16 protein-coding genes and 1 pseudogene are annotated in these 18,309 nt (G+C 70.7%); 10 read left to right on the top strand and 7 right to left on the bottom strand.

Annotated elements, in window-relative coordinates; all coding sequences use genetic code 11:
• Positions 1–69: 69 nt before the first annotated feature.
• The 5 genes from SACAZDRAFT_RS17775 to SACAZDRAFT_RS17755 form a co-directional block, all read right to left on the bottom strand.
• Positions 70–2,091, bottom strand: a complete 2,022-nt coding sequence (locus SACAZDRAFT_RS17775; RefSeq protein ID WP_040928027.1) for a CocE/NonD family hydrolase — start codon at positions 2,089–2,091, stop codon at positions 70–72.
• 29 nt (positions 2,092–2,120) lie between these two features.
• The gene (locus tag SACAZDRAFT_RS17770; protein ID WP_040927807.1) at positions 2,121–3,392 is read right to left on the bottom strand and encodes an ATP-grasp domain-containing protein; all 1,272 of its coding nucleotides are present in this window, start codon (positions 3,390–3,392) and stop codon (positions 2,121–2,123) included.
• A 186-nt stretch (positions 3,393–3,578) separates the two neighbouring features.
• Positions 3,579–4,085, bottom strand: a complete 507-nt coding sequence (locus SACAZDRAFT_RS17765) for a DinB family protein (protein WP_005444003.1) — start codon at positions 4,083–4,085, stop codon at positions 3,579–3,581.
• Positions 4,086–4,222: 137 nt separating this feature from the next.
• Positions 4,223–5,518: an NAD(P)/FAD-dependent oxidoreductase gene (locus tag SACAZDRAFT_RS17760; protein WP_005444000.1), complete on the bottom strand. Its 1,296-nt coding sequence runs from the start codon at positions 5,516–5,518 to the stop codon at positions 4,223–4,225.
• A gap of 34 nt (positions 5,519–5,552) precedes the next feature.
• Entirely contained in the window at positions 5,553–5,786 is a 234-nt protein-coding gene (locus tag SACAZDRAFT_RS17755; RefSeq protein WP_005443998.1) for a DUF6480 family protein, read from the bottom strand.
• A 138-nt stretch (positions 5,787–5,924) separates the two neighbouring features.
• On the opposite strand from SACAZDRAFT_RS17755, the gene SACAZDRAFT_RS23440 reads away from it, so the two are divergent.
• Positions 5,925–6,095 (top strand): hypothetical protein, encoded by a 171-nt coding sequence (locus SACAZDRAFT_RS23440; RefSeq protein ID WP_005443996.1) that lies wholly within the window; start codon positions 5,925–5,927, stop codon positions 6,093–6,095.
• A gap of 83 nt (positions 6,096–6,178) precedes the next feature.
• Here SACAZDRAFT_RS23440 and SACAZDRAFT_RS24025 read toward each other — a convergent pair whose 3' ends face one another.
• On the bottom strand, positions 6,179–6,304 hold the full coding sequence (locus SACAZDRAFT_RS24025; protein ID WP_005443995.1) for a hypothetical protein: 126 nt from the start codon (positions 6,302–6,304) through the stop codon (positions 6,179–6,181).
• 238 nt (positions 6,305–6,542) lie between these two features.
• Between SACAZDRAFT_RS24025 and SACAZDRAFT_RS17750 the strand changes: the two genes are divergently transcribed.
• Positions 6,543–7,904 (top strand): FAD-binding protein, encoded by a 1,362-nt coding sequence (locus tag SACAZDRAFT_RS17750; RefSeq protein WP_005443994.1) that lies wholly within the window; start codon positions 6,543–6,545, stop codon positions 7,902–7,904.
• On the opposite strand, the gene SACAZDRAFT_RS17745 is transcribed toward SACAZDRAFT_RS17750, so the two are convergent.
• Positions 7,862–8,266, bottom strand: coding sequence for a hypothetical protein (locus SACAZDRAFT_RS17745; protein ID WP_005443993.1), 405 nt, complete (start codon positions 8,264–8,266; stop codon positions 7,862–7,864). The two genes, SACAZDRAFT_RS17750 and SACAZDRAFT_RS17745, sit on opposite strands and share 43 nt — an antisense overlap.
• 152 nt (positions 8,267–8,418) lie before the next feature.
• On the opposite strand from SACAZDRAFT_RS17745, the gene SACAZDRAFT_RS17740 reads away from it, so the two are divergent.
• The 8 genes and pseudogenes from SACAZDRAFT_RS17740 to SACAZDRAFT_RS17705 form a co-directional block, all read left to right on the top strand.
• A complete protein-coding gene (locus SACAZDRAFT_RS17740; RefSeq protein ID WP_005443989.1) occupies positions 8,419–8,769 on the top strand; it encodes a MerR family transcriptional regulator in 351 nt (116 codons plus the stop codon).
• A gap of 52 nt (positions 8,770–8,821) precedes the next feature.
• Entirely contained in the window at positions 8,822–10,231 is a 1,410-nt protein-coding gene (locus SACAZDRAFT_RS17735; RefSeq protein ID WP_005443988.1) for an FAD-binding oxidoreductase, read from the top strand.
• Positions 10,232–10,265: 34 nt separating this feature from the next.
• Positions 10,266–11,606 (top strand): SAM-dependent methyltransferase, encoded by a 1,341-nt coding sequence (locus SACAZDRAFT_RS17730; RefSeq protein ID WP_005443987.1) that lies wholly within the window; start codon positions 10,266–10,268, stop codon positions 11,604–11,606.
• A gap of 109 nt (positions 11,607–11,715) precedes the next feature.
• Positions 11,716–12,894 (top strand): YncE family protein, encoded by a 1,179-nt coding sequence (locus SACAZDRAFT_RS17725; protein WP_005443986.1) that lies wholly within the window; start codon positions 11,716–11,718, stop codon positions 12,892–12,894.
• Positions 12,894–14,999 carry a neutral/alkaline ceramidase gene (locus tag SACAZDRAFT_RS17720; protein WP_005443984.1) on the top strand — a complete coding sequence of 702 codons (2,106 nt, stop codon included), beginning with the start codon at positions 12,894–12,896 and terminating at the stop codon, positions 14,997–14,999. Before SACAZDRAFT_RS17725 ends, SACAZDRAFT_RS17720 begins: the two co-directional genes overlap by 1 nt.
• A gap of 126 nt (positions 15,000–15,125) precedes the next feature.
• Positions 15,126–16,748 carry a prenyltransferase/squalene oxidase repeat-containing protein gene (locus tag SACAZDRAFT_RS17715; RefSeq protein ID WP_005443982.1) on the top strand — a complete coding sequence of 541 codons (1,623 nt, stop codon included), beginning with the start codon at positions 15,126–15,128 and terminating at the stop codon, positions 16,746–16,748.
• Complete coding sequence (locus tag SACAZDRAFT_RS17710) at positions 16,745–18,001, top strand: cytochrome P450 (RefSeq protein WP_005443980.1); 1,257 nt, start codon at positions 16,745–16,747, stop codon at positions 17,999–18,001. Before SACAZDRAFT_RS17715 ends, SACAZDRAFT_RS17710 begins: the two co-directional genes overlap by 4 nt.
• Positions 17,989–18,309 (top strand): annotated as a pseudogene (locus tag SACAZDRAFT_RS17705) (4-hydroxybenzoate polyprenyltransferase); the annotation flags it as partial. The gene SACAZDRAFT_RS17710 and the pseudogene SACAZDRAFT_RS17705, both read left to right, overlap by 13 nt.

Below are 18,309 nucleotides of genomic sequence, written 5' to 3'. Positions count from 1 at the left end.
TACGTGTGTTCGCGCCCTGCGACGCGAACACACGTACGCAGGGCGCGGACACGATGTCGGAGCACCTCGTCAGACACAGTCGCGGGGGATGGTGCTCTCCCAGTTCCGGGACATCACCCGTTTGGTGCCCTCGTAGGCGTCGAGCCGGGCGTGCAGGTGGAACTCCGTGCGCGTGCACGTGAGCTCCTGCCGCGTGACCGTGGTCGCCTCCCAGTCACCACGGGCGAAGGCCATGGTCCACTCGGTGACGCCACGCACCGTCTCGAAGTCGTCGGCCACCCAGCTGTACCGCTCGTGCGCGCACCGGCTGACTTCGAGCTCGTCGTGGTCGGGGAACGCGATGGTCCCGGCGTCCTTCACGATGTCGAGCGCCGACTCGTACTGCACGAGATCACGGGAGACCGTCCAGGAGTGTCTGCTCGGCCGCAGCTGGGTGGTGCTGATCGGCTTCGCACCCTCCGGCTGCCCGAACTCGATCACCGGTTCCTCGCCGGCCACCTCACGCACCGGCAGCACCAGTTCACTGGACGAGGTCCGCACGGACAACGTCGTGGGTTCCGGCGGCGGCCACGCCAGCGGCCAGTAGGACGACGACACGGACAACCGGATCCGGTGCCCGGCCGCGAACCGCTGGGCCACGACGTTGAAATCCACATCGACGCGACACCGTTCACCGGGGACGACGGGCTGCGGGTGCTCGTGGCCGTCCCGGTGGGTCAGGTTGAGCAGACCGTAGGTCACCCGGGTGGCCCGGCCGTCGGGCAGCACGTCGGAGAGCCGCACCGCCACCATCGCCACCGGCCGGTCGGCGGCGATGTCGAGCGTCACGCGCGGCGCGCCCAGCACCTCCACGTCCTCGGTCAACGGCTCCGTCTCGAACACGAGCGAGCCGCCGTCCTCCTCACGCTGGTCGTACGGCAGGTCGGGCGGCGCGTTGTACGACGCCCACTTCCCCGCGAACTGGCCGACCGACAACGGTGACTGCACGGTGAGGTCTTCGCCGGGCACCGTCTCGCCGGGCTCGGCCAGCCGGTGCCGGGCGAGCGGCAGCGCGACGGGCCGGACGTTCGGTGACGGCCACTCCGGCTCGCCCACCCAGCGGCCCGGCCGCCGGTGGTAGGACGTCGACGGAGGGACGCTGTCCTGCATCCACGTCACCAGCATCGGGCCGTCCATCACACCGTTGTCCACACCCTTGAGCCAGTGGTCCCACCACCGCACGAGTTCCTGCAGGTAACCGATGGCGGGGCCCGGCTCCCCGAGGTGCGGGTACTTGTGCGACCACGGGCCGATCAACCCCTTGCGCGGGACGTCGACGTGGGCGAGCAACCGGGCCACGGCGTTCGAGTACCCGTCGGCCCACCCGCTGGTCGCCAGCACCGGACAGCGCACGTCGGCGTAGTTCTCGTTGACCGACGCGTGCGTCCAGTAGGCGTCGCGGCGCTGGTGGTGCAACCACGTGTCGACCCACGGCCCCGCGGCGTCGACCCGCTCGCGCCACATGTCCTTCCACCGCTCCCCCACCAGCGCGGGGTCGGGCGGTAGCGTGCTGTAGGCGAACATGGTGCCGGACTCGGCGAGGTTGTCCGACAGCATGCAGCCGCCCATGTAGTGGAAGTCGTCGGCGTAGCGGTCGTCGGTGAACGACGAGATGGCGATCGCCTTGAGGTTCGGCGGCTTGCGTGCGGCCACCTGCAACGCCGCGAACGCGCCCCACGAGATGCCGAACATGCCCAGCTCACCGGTGCACCACGGTTGCCGCGCGAGCCAGTCCAGCACGTCCTCGGCGTCCCGCTGTTCCTGTTCCAGGTACTCGTCGGTGAGCACGCCCTCGGACTCCCCGGTCCCCCGCATGTCCACGCGCACGCAGGCGTAACCGTGTCCGGCCAGGTACGGGTGGTGGATCGAGTCGCGGATGGCCGTGAGATCCCGCTTGCGGTACGGGATGTACTCCAGCAGCCCGGGCACCGGTTCGCGGTCCGATACCACGGGCCGCCAGATCTTCGCGGCCAGTCGCGTCCCGTCCGAGACGGTGATCCACACGTGTTCGTCGACGACGATGTCCTCGGGCAGCGAGTCGACCTCGCGCAGCACGCCGGCAGCCTCCTAGTCGAAGTTCGTCAGTGGTCCTCGAAACCGAACGGCAACGCGTCGACGCAGCGCTCGTACTTCCGCACCAGGTCGGTCTCGTCGCGAGCACCGACGAAGATGTGGGCGAGTTCGTAGCTGTAGCTGTCCTGGCCCGACAGATCCGACAACCGCTGACCCGCCTTGGGCACGATGTCCACTTCGACACCGCCCAGCTCGCCGCGGACCCGTTCGATGTCCTCCGCGCTCGGCACCGACGACACCACACCGTCGACGAAACGCCGGTGATACCACTTCGCGGCGATGTTGTACGGCCCCTCGCCCGACGGCAGTTCGGGGTCACGACCGAGCCCGAGCTGCACCATCGCGTGGTGGTTCGCGATGCCGTCGACGCACTCGAACATCTCGGCGTGCGACTGCGAGTGCCGCGGGTTGATCTCCAGCAGGGCCACGTCGTGGCAGGACGGATCGCAGAAGAACTCGATGCTGAAGGTCGAGTTGTCCATGCCGATCTGGCTGATCACGCGCTGGGAGACGTCGCGCAGTCGGCGCTGCGACTCCGCGGGAAGCTGCGACGGGTACTGGTGGCGCAGGAACGACGAATGGCCCGGGTAGTCGATCGAGTCGAGCACGCCGTACACGACGACCTCGCCGTTGTGGACGTAGCCCTCGGTGGCGCACTGCACACCCGACAGCGCTTCCTCGGCCAGGCACGCCTGCCCACCCACCTCGCGGATCTCCGAAGGGAGGTCCAGCCGGTCGAGGACGCTGTCGAACGCCTTGCCGATGCGGCCGATCCCCTCGCGGATCCTGGCGACGGCGTCGTCGAACTCGGCGTCGTCGCGCGCCAGGAAGGCGAGCTCCGACGAGTACGACTTGACCGGCTTCAACCACATCGGATAGCGCACGCCCTCGGGAGGACGGGGTCTGCGCTCGTCGAGGTCGACGATGCCGAAGTGGGGATACTCGTCGATCGACTTCTGCTGTTCGAGGCGGGACCAGTACTTGTGCTCGCACTTCACCACCGACTCCACCGACGGCCCGGGCAGCCCGTAGCGCTCGCAGAGCATCGCCCGCAGCGTCGAGGAAGGGAAGTCCCAGTACGACACGATGGCGTCGACGGACCCGTCGAAAGCGTCCAGTTCGGACACTGCCTTGTCGAACAGCGCATCCACGTCGATCTCGCCGACCTGGGTCTCGTCCACGGTGAGCAGCGAGTGGAACCGGTAGTTCTCCGCCCCGGGAACCGTGTAAAGCGTGCGGGTGTTCTCGTCGTCCAGTGCCAACACAAAGATGTTCTTCACGCAGACGGGGGTTTCCTGGCACCGTCCGGAGTAAACGCCCACGCCGTGTCCGCGAGCTGCGTACGCGAGTCCGCGCTTCCCGCACTCGTGTCCGCGAGCTGCGTACGCGTGTCCGCGCTTCCGGTACGCAGGATCGCTGCATTCGTGGTCGGAACCTGTCGATGCGGTGCGGACCACACGACGGCGTCAGGCACCGACGGTGCCGTCGACGCCCTCCCGGAGGAAGTCCGCGTGCCCGTTGTGTCGCGCGTACTCGTGGATCAGGTGCAACATCACGAGCCGCAGCGACACCTGCTCACCCGAACGCGGGTCGTGCCCGGTGACGTCGAGCGACTCCGCCTCGCGCTCGATGCGCCGAGAGTGCTCGACCTCCGCCTCCCACGCCGCGAACGCCTCCGCTCGCGTCGCCGTGCGGGCGTCGTAGGCCACCTGGTAGTCGCCGTCCGCCGACCACACCAACGGCACGTCCTCCCCGTCGATCACCCGCCGGAACCAGGCGCGTTCCACCTCGGCCAGGTGCCGGACGAGCCCCAGCAGCGACAACGTCGACGGCGGCATGGACCGGCGGCGTAGCTCCTCGTCGGACAAGCGTTCGCACTTCCACGCCAGCGTCGCGCGATGGTAGTCGAGGAACGCGCGCAGGGTCTCCCGCTCGTCACCGCGCAGGGGCACGGCGGGCCGGTTGATCGACATGGTGATCAGTCAAGCACGCCGCACCCGCTCAGGACGCGAAAAAGCGAACCCGCGTACGGGAGACGCGGACACGCGTGCGCAACTCGCGGACACGCGTACGACAACTGCGGACACGCGTGCGCAACTCGCGGACACGGTTACTTCTTCGGGGCGGCTTCCTTGAAGGCGCCTCGGGGTTCCTCGCGGGAGCCGAAGTTCACGACGTCGTGGCCGAACGGCATGCCGACGAGCCAGTCGCAGAGCACGCGGGCCGTGCGGTTCCACGTCGGGATCTGCGTGGCGTAGTAGCCCCGGCGCAGCGCCCAGGCCAACGACCCGTCGACCTTGTGGCCGAGCACCTCGCCCACGGCCTTGTTCTTCCCCAGTGTCACGAATTCGCCCCGGCTGTTGTACCGGAACGGCTTCACAGCGTGTCCCCGCAACGTCAGCAGCAGGTTGTCACCGAGCTGCTGCGCCTGCCGCACTGCGTGTTGCGCAGTGGGCGGGCAGGTTCCGCCCTGTTCCGGGTCGGGCACCGCGGCGCAGTCGCCCGCGGACCAGATGTTCGGGTGCCCGTTGACGCGCATGGTGTCGTCGACGACGAGCCTGCCCCGGTCGTCCACCGGCAGGCCGAGCTCGCCGAGGATCGGCTGGGGGCGCGTGCCCGCGACCCACACGAGCGTGTCGGACGCCAGTTTCGCGCCGTCGGACAGCTGCAGCACGCCGTCCTCCGCCGACTCCAGCAGCGTCCCGGTGCGGATGTCGATGCCGCGTGCGGTGAGCTCGGTGGTCGCGAGCTCCGCGAGGTCGGCGCTCACGGTGCCGAGGATGCGGTCCATCGCCTCGACGAGGATCCAGCGCATCTCCGAACGGTCGACGTCCGGGTAGCCCTCGAGCACGTCGATGGCCATGTCCTGCAGTTCGGCGATGGCCTCCACACCGGTGTAGCCGCCGCCGACGAACACGAACGTCAACGCCCGTCGCCGTAGCTTCGGATCGGTGGTCGCCGACGCGATCTCCAGCTGCCGCAGCACGTGGTCGCGCAGGTGTGCGGCCTCCGCGAGCGAGTTGAAGCCGACGCCGTTCTCCACGAGCCCGGGCACCGGCAGCAGTTTCGACGTCGCCCCCAGGGCGAGCACGAGTTCGTCGTAGTCGAGCGTCAGCTCCGGGCCCGCGATGGGCCGCACGGTGGCGGTCGAGGTCGAGGTGTCCAGTGCGGTCAGGGCACCGGAGAGGAACCTGGCCTTGCGCAACACCGCCCGCAGCGGCACCACCGCGTGCCGCGGTTCGAGCGTGCCGGACGCGACCTCGGGCAGCAGCGGCCGGTACACCATGTAGTTCTCGGGGTTGACCACCGTCACCTCGGCCTCGCCGGGACGCAGACCTCGTTGCAGCTTGAGCGCGGTGTAGAGGCCGACATAGCCGCCCCCGATGATCAGAATGCGTTTGGGCACACGGACCTCCTCGCCACGTGGGGCCATGAATCAGTTACCGCATCAGGTAGACGATCAGGTACGTGAGGAAGAACCCGGCGATGAGCGCCACGACCACGACGGTGGTGACGAGCCACGCGATGGACATCTTCCGGCTCGGCCGTGGCTGCGGGTGGGACACGCCGAACGTCTGACCGGAGTCCGGCGGTGTGTCACCGGGGCTCACGCCTCCTCCGGGTTCGAGCCCGGGCGTGGTGCGCGGATCGGGGTCGGGATTCTCTGCGCTCATGTCCCCGCTCCCTCCTCGCGGATCGTCGTCGTCCGCGAACTCGACGGACCGCCCCCGGATACCCGGGCGGGCGGAGGTCAACCCGGCGTTTCGCGTCGGCGAGACACGGGAAGCCCGCTGCCGAGAAGGGAGGCGCACATGCACCGTGAGAGCGATACCCACAGTCCTCGCGAGGACGAGGAGCTGAAGGCCGAGATGCAGGGCATGCTCAAGGGAAACGGTCCCAACCGCGCCGAGGAGTGGAGAGACCCGGAGCCGCCCGCCGACGACGATCACACGGCTCCGCCCTTCGAGGCGCCCGAGTCCTGACCGGACCCGGGAAACGGACGACATCGACGACCGGCCCACCACGTGGCCGCCCCAGGGCGGGCGCCGCGTGGTGGGCCGTCGTCCTATTCGCGGCCTCGCACGATGGTGGGTTCCAACTCCTCGTCGTCGTCCAACGCACCGCCGCGAGGCCGGCCGTCGGCCGGTTCGGAGGTGTCGGTCCGGTAGGGGTCGATGTCGAGGTCACGCATCGCTCGCTCCTTCTCGCACACGAATGATCTTGCAGGACATACCCGGCCAGAGAGACGGAAAACACACTTTTCCGCCTTCCTGATCTGGTGAAAATCGGTCCAGAAGCGCGGGCGTGCAGCCTGCATCCGAGTGATTACGACCCGCCGCGACGCCAGGGGAACAGCGGACGGACAGCGTTGGTCACTGCTCGCCCGAACACCTCCGGAGCACTACCGCGGGGGCCGCTACAGTCACGCCGTGTCGCTCGCCGCTCGTCTGTCTCGCTCCGCCCCCGGTCCCGGTCCTCTTCACGTCAGCGACGACGAGGCGACTCTCGCCCGGTTCTCGCGCGACTGGGGCGGGCTCGTGCACGCGCGTCCCGGCGCGGTGGTGCGACCGTCCTGTGCGGCCGACGTCGCGGCCGTGCTCGCCTTCGCCTCCGACACCGGGACTCCGGTGGCGCTGCGTGGCACGGGACATTCGTGCTTCGGCCAGAGCCTGACCGAGGGCGGTGTGGTCGTCGACCTCGGGGGCCTGGCGCGGGTCCATCCCGGTACCGGTCGCGAGGTGGTGGCCGACGCGGGCGCCTCGTGGCGTCGGGTCACGGAGTCGGCGCTCGCGCGGGGGCTCACGCCCGCGGTGCTGCCCGACTATCTCGGCCTCTCGGTGGGCGGCACCCTGTCGGTCGGCGGTCTCGGTGGAGCGAGCCATCGGCACGGAGCCCAGACCGACGCCGTCGTCGAGCTGGAGGTGGTGACCGGCCGGGGTGAGATCGTGCGGTGCTCGCCCGAGCGGGACCGCGACCTCTTCGACGCGGTGCGGGCGGGTTCGGGGCAGTGCGGGGTGATCACCCGCGCCACGGTGGGTCTCGTCACCGCTGCCCGCAGCGCGCGGCGGCGCAAGCTGTACTACCGCGACGTGACCGCGTTCCTGGCCGACCAGCGCACCGTGGTCGACGAGGAGCGGTTCGACCACGTCGAGGGCCGGGTGCTGCGCGAGGAGGGGGCGTGGCTCTACCGCCTCGACGCCACCTCGTACTACCTCCTACCGTCTGATGTGGACGAGGATGCGCTGCTGGCGGATCTGTCGTTCGAGGCCTCCCTCACCGAGACCGCCGAGTACTCCTACGGTGACTTCTGCGACCGGATGGCCGACGGCGAACGGCTCCTGCGGGACAACGGCGAGTGGTACCGCCCGCATCCGTGGCTCACGGTGTTCCTGCCCGACGCCGAGGTCGCCGACGTCGTCGGGCAGGCGCTGGACACCGTGGACGTCGGCGATTCGGACACGGTGCTGCTCTACCCGCTGCGAGCGGACCGGATCACCACGCCGCTGTTGCGCCTGCCGACGCCGGCCACGGCGGAGGAACCCGTGTGGTTGTTCGGCTTGCTGACCGTCGCCGACCCGCACGACCCGATCGACCTGGCCCGCCGCCTGGAGCGCAACGCGACGCTCCACGAGCTCGTCACCGCCGCGGGCGGCACCGGGTACCCCGGTAGCGCGCTGCCGCGAGGCTGCGTGGACTGGACGCGTCACGTCGGGGACGCCGGGTCGGCGTGGGAGGCCGCGCGCCGTCGTTACGACCCGGCGGGGGTGCTCGCGGCGGCCCACTCCTGGTAGCGCCGCGCGAACTCGCGGTCGGTGTCGAGGACGGCCCACTCGCGGAGGTCGTCGAGTGCCGGGTCCACCACCGCCGCGCCCGCGGCGAGGCAGTTGCGCAGGGCCGCCAGATCGGCCACGAGCTCGTCGGTCGCCGCTCCGCCACCGGCCGCGCGGGGCGCGTGCTCGGCGATGCCGTCCACGGCCGCGGCGAGCGCGCGGGTGAGCCGCGCCGCGCTGCGCACGGCCGCACGCAGAGCTCGCACGTCGTCGCCGCGGCGAGTGAGCGCCGTGCACGCCCGGTGCACGCTCTGCCCGGCCCGCTCCACGGCGTTGCCCGCGTCGTCGAGCTCGGTGGTGGTCGGAGAGTCCAGAACAGTCACGACAGTGTCACCCACTTCTATCGAGTGTTGCCGGTTACCTGCCTACTGATCACATAAAATGTATAGCGATCGATGCAGATTGGGTCAACCAGCCGCGGAAGGTAAGCTGGTCGGGCTGGTGTCGAACCACGTTGCACCGGGAGAGAGCCGCGATGGACCTGCGGAAGCTCGACGACGAGCACTACCCCGCCTTCAGCACGGGCCAGGCCGCCGAGCTGCTCGGAGTGGAGCAACCTTTCCTGCGCAGCCTCGACAACGCGGGCGTCGTCACGCCGAAGCGGTCGAGCGGTGGCCACCGCCGTTACTCCCGCCACCAACTCGGCCTGGCCGGCCGGTTGCGGGAGTTGTTCGACGAGGGGCACACCCTCGTGTCGGCGCAACGCATCCTGCAACTGGAGCGCGAGCTGGCCGAGGCGAACGCCGAGCTCGCCCGACTGCGCCACCGGCTGGCCGAAGTCGAGGGCGACCGCCCGGTCGGGCCAACCGGCGGCAGCACCGAGTGACAGCGCGCCGCTCGTCGTGCACCACCTGCCACCAGGGGCGATCCTGGAATGCATGGTGCTGGACAACCGGTCTGCGTCGTCTCGGGAGCCGGGCCCGCCCGCGGGCGCCTCGTCCTCGCTCGCACCCGGCTACGCGGAACGTGTGGAGGCGTTGCGAGCGGCGTTCCTCGCTCAGCCGTCGGACACTCCCGTCCGCCTCGCCAAGCCGACGTCGAACCTCTTCCGGCCGCGCCGCCGCCGCGACCTGCCGGGGCTCGACGTCTCCGACCTGACGCACGTACTGCGCGTCGACCCCGTCTCGCGTACCGCGGACGTGGAGGGCATGGTCACCTACGAGCAGCTCGTCGACGCGACCCTGCCGCACGGCCTGATGCCGATGGTGGTGCCACAGCTGAAGACGATCACCGTCGGCGGCGCCGTCACCGGACTCGGCATCGAGGCGTCGTCCTTCCGCAACGGCATGCCGCACGAGTCGGTGCTGGAGCTCGACATCCTCACCGGTGACGGCGAGGTGGTGCTCGCCCGTCCGGACAACGAGCACGCCGAGTTGTTCTTCGCGTTCCCGAACTCGTACGGCACGCTCGGCTACGCGCTGCGCGTGCGGCTCGAACTGGAACCGGTCAGGCCGTACGTGCGGCTGCGCCACCTCCGGTACACCGATCCCCACGCCTACTTCGCCGAGCTGGCGAGGGTCTGCGCCGAGAACCGGGCCGACTTCGTCGACGGCACCGTGTTCGGCGAGGACGAGCTCTACCTGACGCTGGGCACCTTCACCGACGAGGCACCGCGGGTCAGCGACTACACGTGGCTCGACATCTACTACCGCTCGATCCGCGAGCACGACATCGACTACCTGCCCGTGCGGGACTACCTGTGGCGTTGGGACACCGACTGGTTCTGGTGCTCGCGCGCCTTCGGGGTGCAGAACCGCGCGGTACGCCTGCTGCTCGGGCCACAGCGGCTGCGCTCGGACCGGTACTGGAAACTCGTGTCGCTCGACCGCCGGTACGGGGTGTCCGACCGGGTGTACCGGCTGCTGGGCAAGCCGCGGCGCGAGGCGGTGATCCAGGACGTCGAGGTGCCAGTGGACGCGGCGGCGGAGTTCCTCGACTTCCTCCACCGCGAGGTACCGCTGCGTCCGGTGTGGATCTGCCCCGTGCGCCAGCGCCATCCCGACCGGCAGTGGCCGCTGTACGAACTGGACCCGCACACGCTGTACGTCAACTTCGGGTTCTGGGGCACGGTGCCGAGGCGGCCCGACGGACCCGACGCGCACAACAGAGCGGTCGAGGACACGGTCACCGAACTCGGCGGGCGCAAGTCGCTGTACTCCGAGGCGTTCTACGACGAGGACACGTTCTGGCGGCTCTACAACGGCACGGCGTACGAGCGCGTCAAGCGCCGCTACGACCCCGAGAGCCGACTGCTGAACCTGTACGACAAGTGCGTCAGAGCCGAGTGACACGCCGGCGCGTGTCGAAGGGAGCGTGAGCCGGATGGGTAACGCAGCGCCCGACACCACCTCGGGCCGACGGCCGGACGTGGACGGGCCGCACCTCGCACGGGAGTCGACGAGCGCGCCCGCCCTGGGCGTCTGCACCACCCTCGCGCGCTTCCTGCAGGCCGACGCGCCCGTCACCATCACCGCGTACGACGGCAGCCGCGCCGGCGCCCCGGACGCGGCGCTGCGCATCGAGGTCCGCTCGCCCGCGGCGCTGTCGTACCTGCTGTCGGCACCCGGCGAACTCGGCCTCGCCCGGGCGTACGTCACGGGTGCGCTCGACGTCGTGGGCGACCTGTACGCGGTCCTGCGCACGACGAGCGGCATCCTGGACGGGCTCGACGCGGCGGACAAGTGGACGATCCTGCGCGATCTCGGCCCCCGGTACCTGCGACTGATTCCGCCGCCGCCCGAGGAGGCACCGGGCCGGATCCGCCGGGCACTCAACGGGATCCGGCGCTCGAAGGGCCGCGACAGCAGGGCGATCGCGCAGCACTACGACGTGTCCAACCGGTTCTACGAGCTCGTGCTCGGGCCGTCGATGGCGTACACGTGCGCGTGCTACCCGGAGCCCGATGCCACCCTCGAACAGGCGCAGTTCCACAAGTTCGACCTCGTGTGCCGCAAGCTGGGGTTGCGGCCGGGCATGCGGCTGCTCGACGTCGGCTGCGGCTGGGGCGGCATGGTGGCCCACGCCGTGGAGCACTACGGGGTGCACGCCGTGGGCGTCACGTTGTCGCGCGCGCAGGCGTCCTGGGCGCAGGAGCAGCTGCGGCGCCGTGGTCTCGACGACCGGGCGGAGATCCGGCACGGCGACTACCGCGACGTCACCGAGAGCGGGTTCGACGCCGTGTCGTCCATCGGCCTCACCGAGCACGTCGGCGCTCGCAACCTGCCCGGCTACTTCCGCTTCCTCGCGGCCCGCCTGCGTCCCGGAGGCCGACTGCTCAACCACTGCATCACCCGGCCGACCACCCGTGAAGCCCACCGCACCGGCCCGTTCATCGACCGCTACGTCTTCCCCGACGGCGAGCTGGAGGGCGTGGGCACGCTCGTCTCGGCCATGCAGGACAACGGCTTCGAGGTACGCCACGAGGAGAACCTGCGCGAGCACTACGCGAGGACCCTCGCGGCGTGGTGCGCCAACCTCGACGCGCACTGGGACGACGCCGTGCGGGAGGCGGGCCTGCGCCGAGCGCGCGTGTGGGCGCTCTACATGGCCGCCTCCCGCCTGGGCTTCGAGCGTCGCCGCATCGAGCTGCACCAGGTGCTGGGCGTGAGGCCGTCGCCCTCGGGTGCGGCGTCGATGCCGTTGCGTCCCGACTGGGGCGTCTGAATCCGCTCAACCTTCCCCGACCTTCGCTCGCCTGACCTCTTGCGCCGTTGATCGCCGCTCGCCACAATCGTGAATTCCATTCATATCTACGACGAAGTAGGTAGGCGCGATGCGGAAGCGACTCCGGCGGCTGGGCGTACTGTCCGCCGCGACGGCTCTGGCGTTCACCCTCTCCCCCACGGCACTGGCCGAGCCCCGCACCGACGTGATGTTCGTCGGCAACAACTGGGACGGCACCGTCGACCTCGTCGACGCCCGCACGTTCGAGAAGTACCAGCGCATCGACGTCGTCGAGGACTTCGACGAGCGGGTCTCCGAGATGCGGATCGACCAGCGCATCGCGATGCGCATCGTCCGCGCGTCCGCGGGCGAGGGGCACGACCAGCTCGTCGACGACATCATGGTGTCGCCGGACGGCCGCACCATGTACGTGTCGCGCCCCAGCCTCGGCGACGTCGCCGCGTACGACATCGCCTCCGGCGAGCAGCTCTGGCACCGGCGGGTCCACGGCTACCGGTCCGACCACATGGCGCTCTCCCCGGACGGCGGCAGGCTGCTCGTGTCCGCCACCACCGCCGACGTCGTCGACGTCGTGGACACGGCCACCGGCGAGGTCGTCGCCGACGTCCCCACCGGCGACTTCCCGCACGAGAACCGCTTCTCCGCCGACGGCAGCACGATCTACAACGCCTCGATCGGCAACGTCATCGCCCCCGACGCCGCACTGCTCGACGGACTCAAGGGCAACCGCGAGCTGACGATCATCGACGCGGAGACGCTGGAGGTCGAGAAGGTCATCGACTTCGGTGTGGGCATCCGCCCGTTCGTGGTGCTCCCCGACAATCGCACGATGTACGCACAGCTGTCGTTCCACAACGGATTCGTCGAGTACGACCTGGAGGAGGAACGGCGGACGCGGACCGTGCACCTGCCGCTGTCGGACGAGGCGAAGAAGCTGAAGCGGCGGGACTACCCGCTCGACTCGGCCCACCACGGGCTCGCCGTGAACAACGACCAAACCAAGATCTGCGACGCCGGGACGATCTCCGACTACGCGGCGATCCTGTCGGCTCCGGCACTCACGGTGGACGCCATCGTGCCGACCGGCGACAAGCCCTACTGGGCCGCCACCTCCCCGGACGGCCGCTACTGCTTCCTGTCCAACAGCGACAGTGACGACATCTCGGTCGTGTCCTACGACGATCCCCGCGAGATCGCCCGCATCCCCGTCGGTGACCACCCGCAGCGGGTCCGCGGCTACACCGTGCCGACGGAGGTGCTGCGGTGATGCGCGGCAACGCCGGCGGACGACGCGCCGCCCGGCTCGGCGCACTCGCCACCGCGACGGCGCTCGTCGCGACGCTGGCCGGCACCACGCCGGGACACGCCGGGCCTCAGTCCGACCCGGTCACCGGAGTGCAAACGTCGGCGTCGTCCGGGCAGGGCTACCTCGTCGGGCGGGGCGTCGCCGACGCCACCGGCGAGATCGCCGAGGTCGGCATGATGGGCTACGGCCGCCTCGACCAGCAGGCCGAGGGCCTGCACACGCGGCTGCGAGCCCGCTCGTTCGTCATCGTCGACCAGGCGACGGACGCCCGTGTCCTGCTGGTGGTCGTCGACTCGCCGATGATCTTCTCCAGCGTGCACCAGGAGGTGCTCGACCGGCTCGCCGACGAGTACGGCGACCTCTACGACGAACAGAACGTGCTGCTCACCGCCACCCACACGCACTCGGGACCCGGCGGCTACGCACACCACCTGCTCTACAACATCACCACGCTCGGCTTCCACTCCAAGACGTTCGACGCGATCGCCGACGGCATCCTCGACTCGGTGCGCCGCGCGCACGACGACCTCGCGCCGTCGACGTTGCGGCTCACCCACGCCGAGCTCACCGACGCGAGCGCCAACCGCTCGCACGAGGCGTTCGGCCGCAATCCCGAGGACGAGCGCGCGTTCTTCCCGGACGCGATCGATCCTCAGACGACACTGCTGCGTGTCGAGCGCCAGGGCGAGCCCGTCGGCGCGATCAACTGGTTCCCGACTCACAACACGAGCATGTCGGGAGACAACCGGCTGATCAGCGCCGACAACAAGGGCTACGCGGCCTACCACTGGGAACGCCGGGTCGAGGGCGTGGACTACCTCGACGACGCCACGCCGGACTTCGTGGCCGCGTTCGCGCAGACCAACGCGGGTGACATGTCGCCCAACCTGGACCTCACGCCGTCGCCCACACCCGAGGACCGCCACCGCACCGCCGAGATCGGCCTGCGGCAGTACCGGGCGGCGGCGGGCCAACTCGACCGCCCCGGTACGCCGCTGCGCGGCGGCCTCGACGCCGCGACCGTCTACATCGACCTCTCCGACGTCACGGTGCGGCCGGAGTTCACCTCCGACGGCCGCGAACACCGCACGTGCGATCCGGCCGTGGGCGCGGCGATGGCGGCGGGCAGCACCGAGGACGGGCCCGCGTTCCCGCTGTTCGCCGAGGGCGACAACCCGCTGCTCGACGCGGTGTCCGACACGATCCTCTACGAGGTCTCGCCCGCACTGCGGGACTGCCAGGCGCCGAAGGCCGTGGCCGTGCCCATCGGGGCGATGAACGACCTCTACCCGTGGGTGACGGAGCGGGTCCCGGTGCAGCTCGTGCGCATCGGGTCGCTGCACCTGATCGCGATCCCCGGCGAGGTGACGATCTCGGCCGGGCTGCGGCTGCGGCAGACGGTCGCGGAGGCCACGGGCGCCGATGTGCGCGACGTCCTCGTGGCCGGGTACAGCAACGGCTACGCCCACTACGTCACCACACCCGAGGAGTACGACGCCCAACACTACGAGGGCGGGTCGACGTTGTTCGGCCGCTGGGAACTCGACGCCCTCCGGCAGACGGCACACGAGCTGGCCACGGCCCTGCGCGACGGTACGGAGGTGCCCGTCGGCACCGCGCCGCCCGACCTCTCGGACCGGCAGCTCACCCTGCAGCCCGGCGTCATCCTCGACACCCCCGTCCTCGGCACGGGGTTCGGGGACGTGCTCACGCAACCGAGGTCGCTGTACCTGCCCGGCGAACGCGCGACCGCCGTCTTCTCGGGAGCACACCCCGGCAACGACCTGCATCGCGGGAGCACGTACGTGGAGGTGCAGCGGTGGCACGACGGTGAGTGGCAGCGCGTCGCCGACGACGGCGACTGGTCCACCACGCTGGAGTGGGCACGGCGCGGAATCTCCGCCTCGACGGTGACCGTGTCGTGGGACGTCCCGGCCGACGCCCCCGACGGCACCTACCGGATCCGCTACCACGGGGATGCGAAGGAGCTGTCGGGAACGGTGCGGGCGTTCACGGGCACCAGCGCGCAGTTCCGCGTCGCCACGTCCGGACATCTCGGACACTGACGGATCGCTGCTCCGTTCGGCTCAAGATCATGTCGCGGAGCGCGCAACGGTGCTACGTTCGGTGGCCGATCGACTACTCGATCATGAAAACAACTGCACCGACGTGGCTGCCGAGGAGTGCCGCACATGACACCGCGAGTGTCCTGGCTGGACCGTACGGCCGAGACAGTACGAACCCTGCTCACCGACATGGCCGCCGACCCGAACGGGCAGTTCGAGCCGTGCGTCTACGAGACCGCGCGGCTCGTCGCCCTGGCGCCGTCGCTGCCACACCACCGACAACGGGTGGCGTTCCTGCTGAGGGAGCAGCGCAGCGACGGCGCCTGGGGCGGCCCGGCCGAGTACGACCTCGTCACCACGCTGAGCGCCACCGAGGCGCTGCTGACCGAACGACATCGCGAGGGCACGGACCCGGCCGTCACCTCCGCGGCCGACCGCGGCGTGGAGGCCCTGTCGCGGCGGCTCGCCGAGCTCGACGCGCTGCCCGACACCGTCGCGGTCGAGATCATGGTGCCCGCGCTGCTGTCCGAGGTGAACGCGCACCTCGCCCGGCTGGGACGGACGCCCCTACCGGAGCCCGCCGGCACCCGGGCGGACCTGCTCGACGCGATCCGGGACGCGCTCGCCCAGGGCCATGCCGTGCCGGAGAAGCTCTGGCACTCGCTGGAACTGTTCGGCCCCTCCGTGCGCGGCGCCACCTCCGTGCAGCCCGTCGACAACCGGCTCGTCGGCTGCTCTCCCGCCGCCACGGCGGCGTGGCTGGGCGACGACGTGCTCGGCGAGGGGCAGCATCCCGGTGTCGCCTACCTGCTGTCGGTGCAGCACGAGAACGGCGGCGTCCCCGTGGCCGCGCCGCTGACGCTGTTCGAACGGGCGTGGGTACTGTCCACACTGCTCGACACCGGAGTGCCGATCACGGCGCCGCGTCCGGTACTCGACCGACTCGTCGACAGTCTGCACGGCGCGTTCACCGACGACGGCGCTGCCGGTGGTGCCGGTCTGCCCGTCGACGTGGACGACACGGCGACCGGGCTGCACGCCCTGGCGCTGCTGGGCAGTCCGCGCTCGCCCGACGTCCTGCGCGGTTTCGACCGCGGCGACCACTTCTTCTGCTTCCCGGAGGAGCGCACCCCGTCGACCAGCGCGAACGCCCACGTCGTACAGGCGTTGGGCACGACGCTCGCGCTCCCGTCGAACACGCCCGTGCTCGACGAAACCCAGCGAGCGTGGTGCAGTGAACGGCTGGACACCGTGGTGCGCTGGCTCGTCGCGAACCAGCACCCCGACGGGAGCTGGACCGACAAGTGGCACGCTTCGCCGTACTACGCCACCGTCTGCTGCGCCGTCGCGCTGTCCCGGCACGGCGGGCCCGCGGCGAACGACGCCGTGCGCCGAGCCGTGGACTGGGTGCTCGCCGGCGAACAGGACGGGGGCGTCTGGGGTCGCTGGGAACCGACGCGGGAGGAGACGGCGTACGCGGTGCGGCTGCTCCTGCTCGCGAGCGACGACACCGACGAGCGCGTCGCGCCCGTGGCCGCCCGCGGCGCACGCTCCCTGCTGCGCCACTGGTCGGACGAGCGGCCACACCCGCCGCTGTGGCACGACAAGGACGTCTACACCCCGACCCGGATCATCCAGGTGGAGATGCTGGCGGCGCTGTACGCGGCGCACACCGATCCGCGCACCGCGCCGCTGCTGGCCGGCCTGTCCGACCTCTCCACCACCTCGGTGGGAACCGGAGTGGGATGAACCGCACCGAGTTCCGGATGGCGTTGCGGACGCTGCCGTTCCTGGACGCCCATCGCACCGTCCCGGACCGGCACGTCCGCCTCGCGGACGATCCGCCGAAGTTGCTGCTGTGGGATCCCGAGGCGATCGAATGGCTGTTCGCCTCGGACACCGAGCTCGACCATCCGGGCAGCCGCAGTCTCCGGCCGTTGTTCGGCGAGCACTCGCTGCTCTGGGTCGACGGCGCCCGCCACACCGCGTACCGCAAGGTGCTCGGCCCGCCGCTGCGCGGACGGCGCCTCACGACCTACGCACCGTTGATCGCCGAGACCGTCCACGAGGCGGTGGACGACCTGGCCGTGGGGCGGACCGTCGCGCTGGCCGACTGGACGCGCCGGGTCGCCCTGCGGATCGTCGCCCGGCTCGTGCTGGGCGAGGTCGACCACCGCACCGCGGCGGTGCTCGACGACTTCACCACCTGGATCGACGACGCCCTCGGCTCCCGGCCCCGCACGCTGGCCCACCGCTTCCTGCGTGGCGGTCTACCTCGGTCGGGTGCCGACCTCGACGCGCGACTCGTGGCCTGGGCGAAGTCCGGACGCACCCGCGAACCCGCGACGCTCGCGTCGTTGCTGTTGCAGGCCGGCGGCCCGCTGGAGGACCTCCGCGACCACGATCCCGACCTGCGTGACCAGCTCGTGTCGTTGCTGTTCGCCGGGCACGAGACCACCGCGTCGGCCGCGGCCTGGACGCTGTACCGGCTGGCGATCGACGAGTCGTTGCGACACGACGTGCTCGACGAACTCGACGCCACCGCCGACGACGTACCGACCGCGTCGGCGGCACCATTGCTCACCGCGGTCATCTCGGAGTCGCTGCGGCTGGCTCCTCCGGTGACCGTGGCCGAGAACCGGCGGCTGCGCTGCCCCGCCCGGCTCCTCGGCCGCTCGCTGCGGGCGGGAACGACCCTCACCACCAGCATCTACCTCGCGCACCGGCAGGACGACGCCTTCCCTCGACCGCTGCGGTTCGATGCCACGCGGTTCCTCGGCCGCAAGCACCCGCCGTCGACCTACCTCCCGTTCGGCGGCGGGGCCAGACGGTGCCTGGGCAGCCAACTCGCCATGCTGGAACTGCGCCTCATCACCGCGGCCGTGTTGCGGCGACGCGAGTGGCGCTGCCTCAACCCGTCCGCGGGGACACTGCAACTGCGCGGCCACGCGATGGCGCCCTCCTCCCGGCTCCGCATGCGGGTGACCGCATGCCGCGACTGACGGCGAGGGAACTCGCGGCCGTCCACCGGCTGGAGTTCCCCTTCTGGCTGAACACGCTGTGCCAGGCACTGTGGGGAGCGTGCTTCGCCGCGGCGGCACCGGTGGAGCTGAGCACCTGGCCCGTGCCGGCGGCCGTCGCCGCCGCGGTGTTGCTCGTGGAAGCCGGTCTGGTGCTCAACACCGTGGCCGACCTCGACAGCGACGCGCGGCATCCCGAGCGGTCACGACTCTCCTCGGCCGCCGCGCGGCTGGGCAGGCGAGCGGGGCTGCGGCTCGTGGTGGCCGAGGCGGCGGCGGGGCTCGCGCTC

It is taken from the genome of Saccharomonospora azurea NA-128, from assembly GCF_000231055.2.
GTDB classification, from domain to species: Bacteria; Actinomycetota; Actinomycetes; order Mycobacteriales; family Pseudonocardiaceae; genus Saccharomonospora; species Saccharomonospora azurea.
The sequence above is the reverse complement of the archived record's forward strand: the minus strand, read 5'-3'. Positions and strand labels throughout refer to the sequence as shown.

Bases quoted from the DNA above. Each gene is read 5' to 3' on its own strand.
- SACAZDRAFT_RS17735 (WP_005443988.1), top strand. From the start codon at position 8,822: ATGGTGCTGGACAACCGGTCTGCGTCGTCTCGGGAGCCGGGCCCGCCC.
- SACAZDRAFT_RS23440 (WP_005443996.1), top strand. From the start codon at position 5,925: ATGCACCGTGAGAGCGATACCCACAGTCCTCGCGAGGACGAGGAGCTG.
- SACAZDRAFT_RS17720 (WP_005443984.1), top strand. From the start codon at position 12,894: ATGCGCGGCAACGCCGGCGGACGACGCGCCGCCCGGCTCGGCGCACTC.
- SACAZDRAFT_RS17730 (WP_005443987.1), top strand. From the start codon at position 10,266: ATGGGTAACGCAGCGCCCGACACCACCTCGGGCCGACGGCCGGACGTG.
- SACAZDRAFT_RS17765 (WP_005444003.1), bottom strand. From the start codon at position 4,085: ATGTCGATCAACCGGCCCGCCGTGCCCCTGCGCGGTGACGAGCGGGAG.
- SACAZDRAFT_RS17710 (WP_005443980.1), top strand. From the start codon at position 16,745: ATGAACCGCACCGAGTTCCGGATGGCGTTGCGGACGCTGCCGTTCCTG.
- SACAZDRAFT_RS17740 (WP_005443989.1), top strand. From the start codon at position 8,419: ATGGACCTGCGGAAGCTCGACGACGAGCACTACCCCGCCTTCAGCACG.
- SACAZDRAFT_RS17755 (WP_005443998.1), bottom strand. From the start codon at position 5,786: ATGAGCGCAGAGAATCCCGACCCCGATCCGCGCACCACGCCCGGGCTC.
- SACAZDRAFT_RS24025 (WP_005443995.1), bottom strand. From the start codon at position 6,304: ATGCGTGACCTCGACATCGACCCCTACCGGACCGACACCTCCGAACCG.
- SACAZDRAFT_RS17725 (WP_005443986.1), top strand. From the start codon at position 11,716: ATGCGGAAGCGACTCCGGCGGCTGGGCGTACTGTCCGCCGCGACGGCT.
- SACAZDRAFT_RS17715 (WP_005443982.1), top strand. From the start codon at position 15,126: ATGACACCGCGAGTGTCCTGGCTGGACCGTACGGCCGAGACAGTACGA.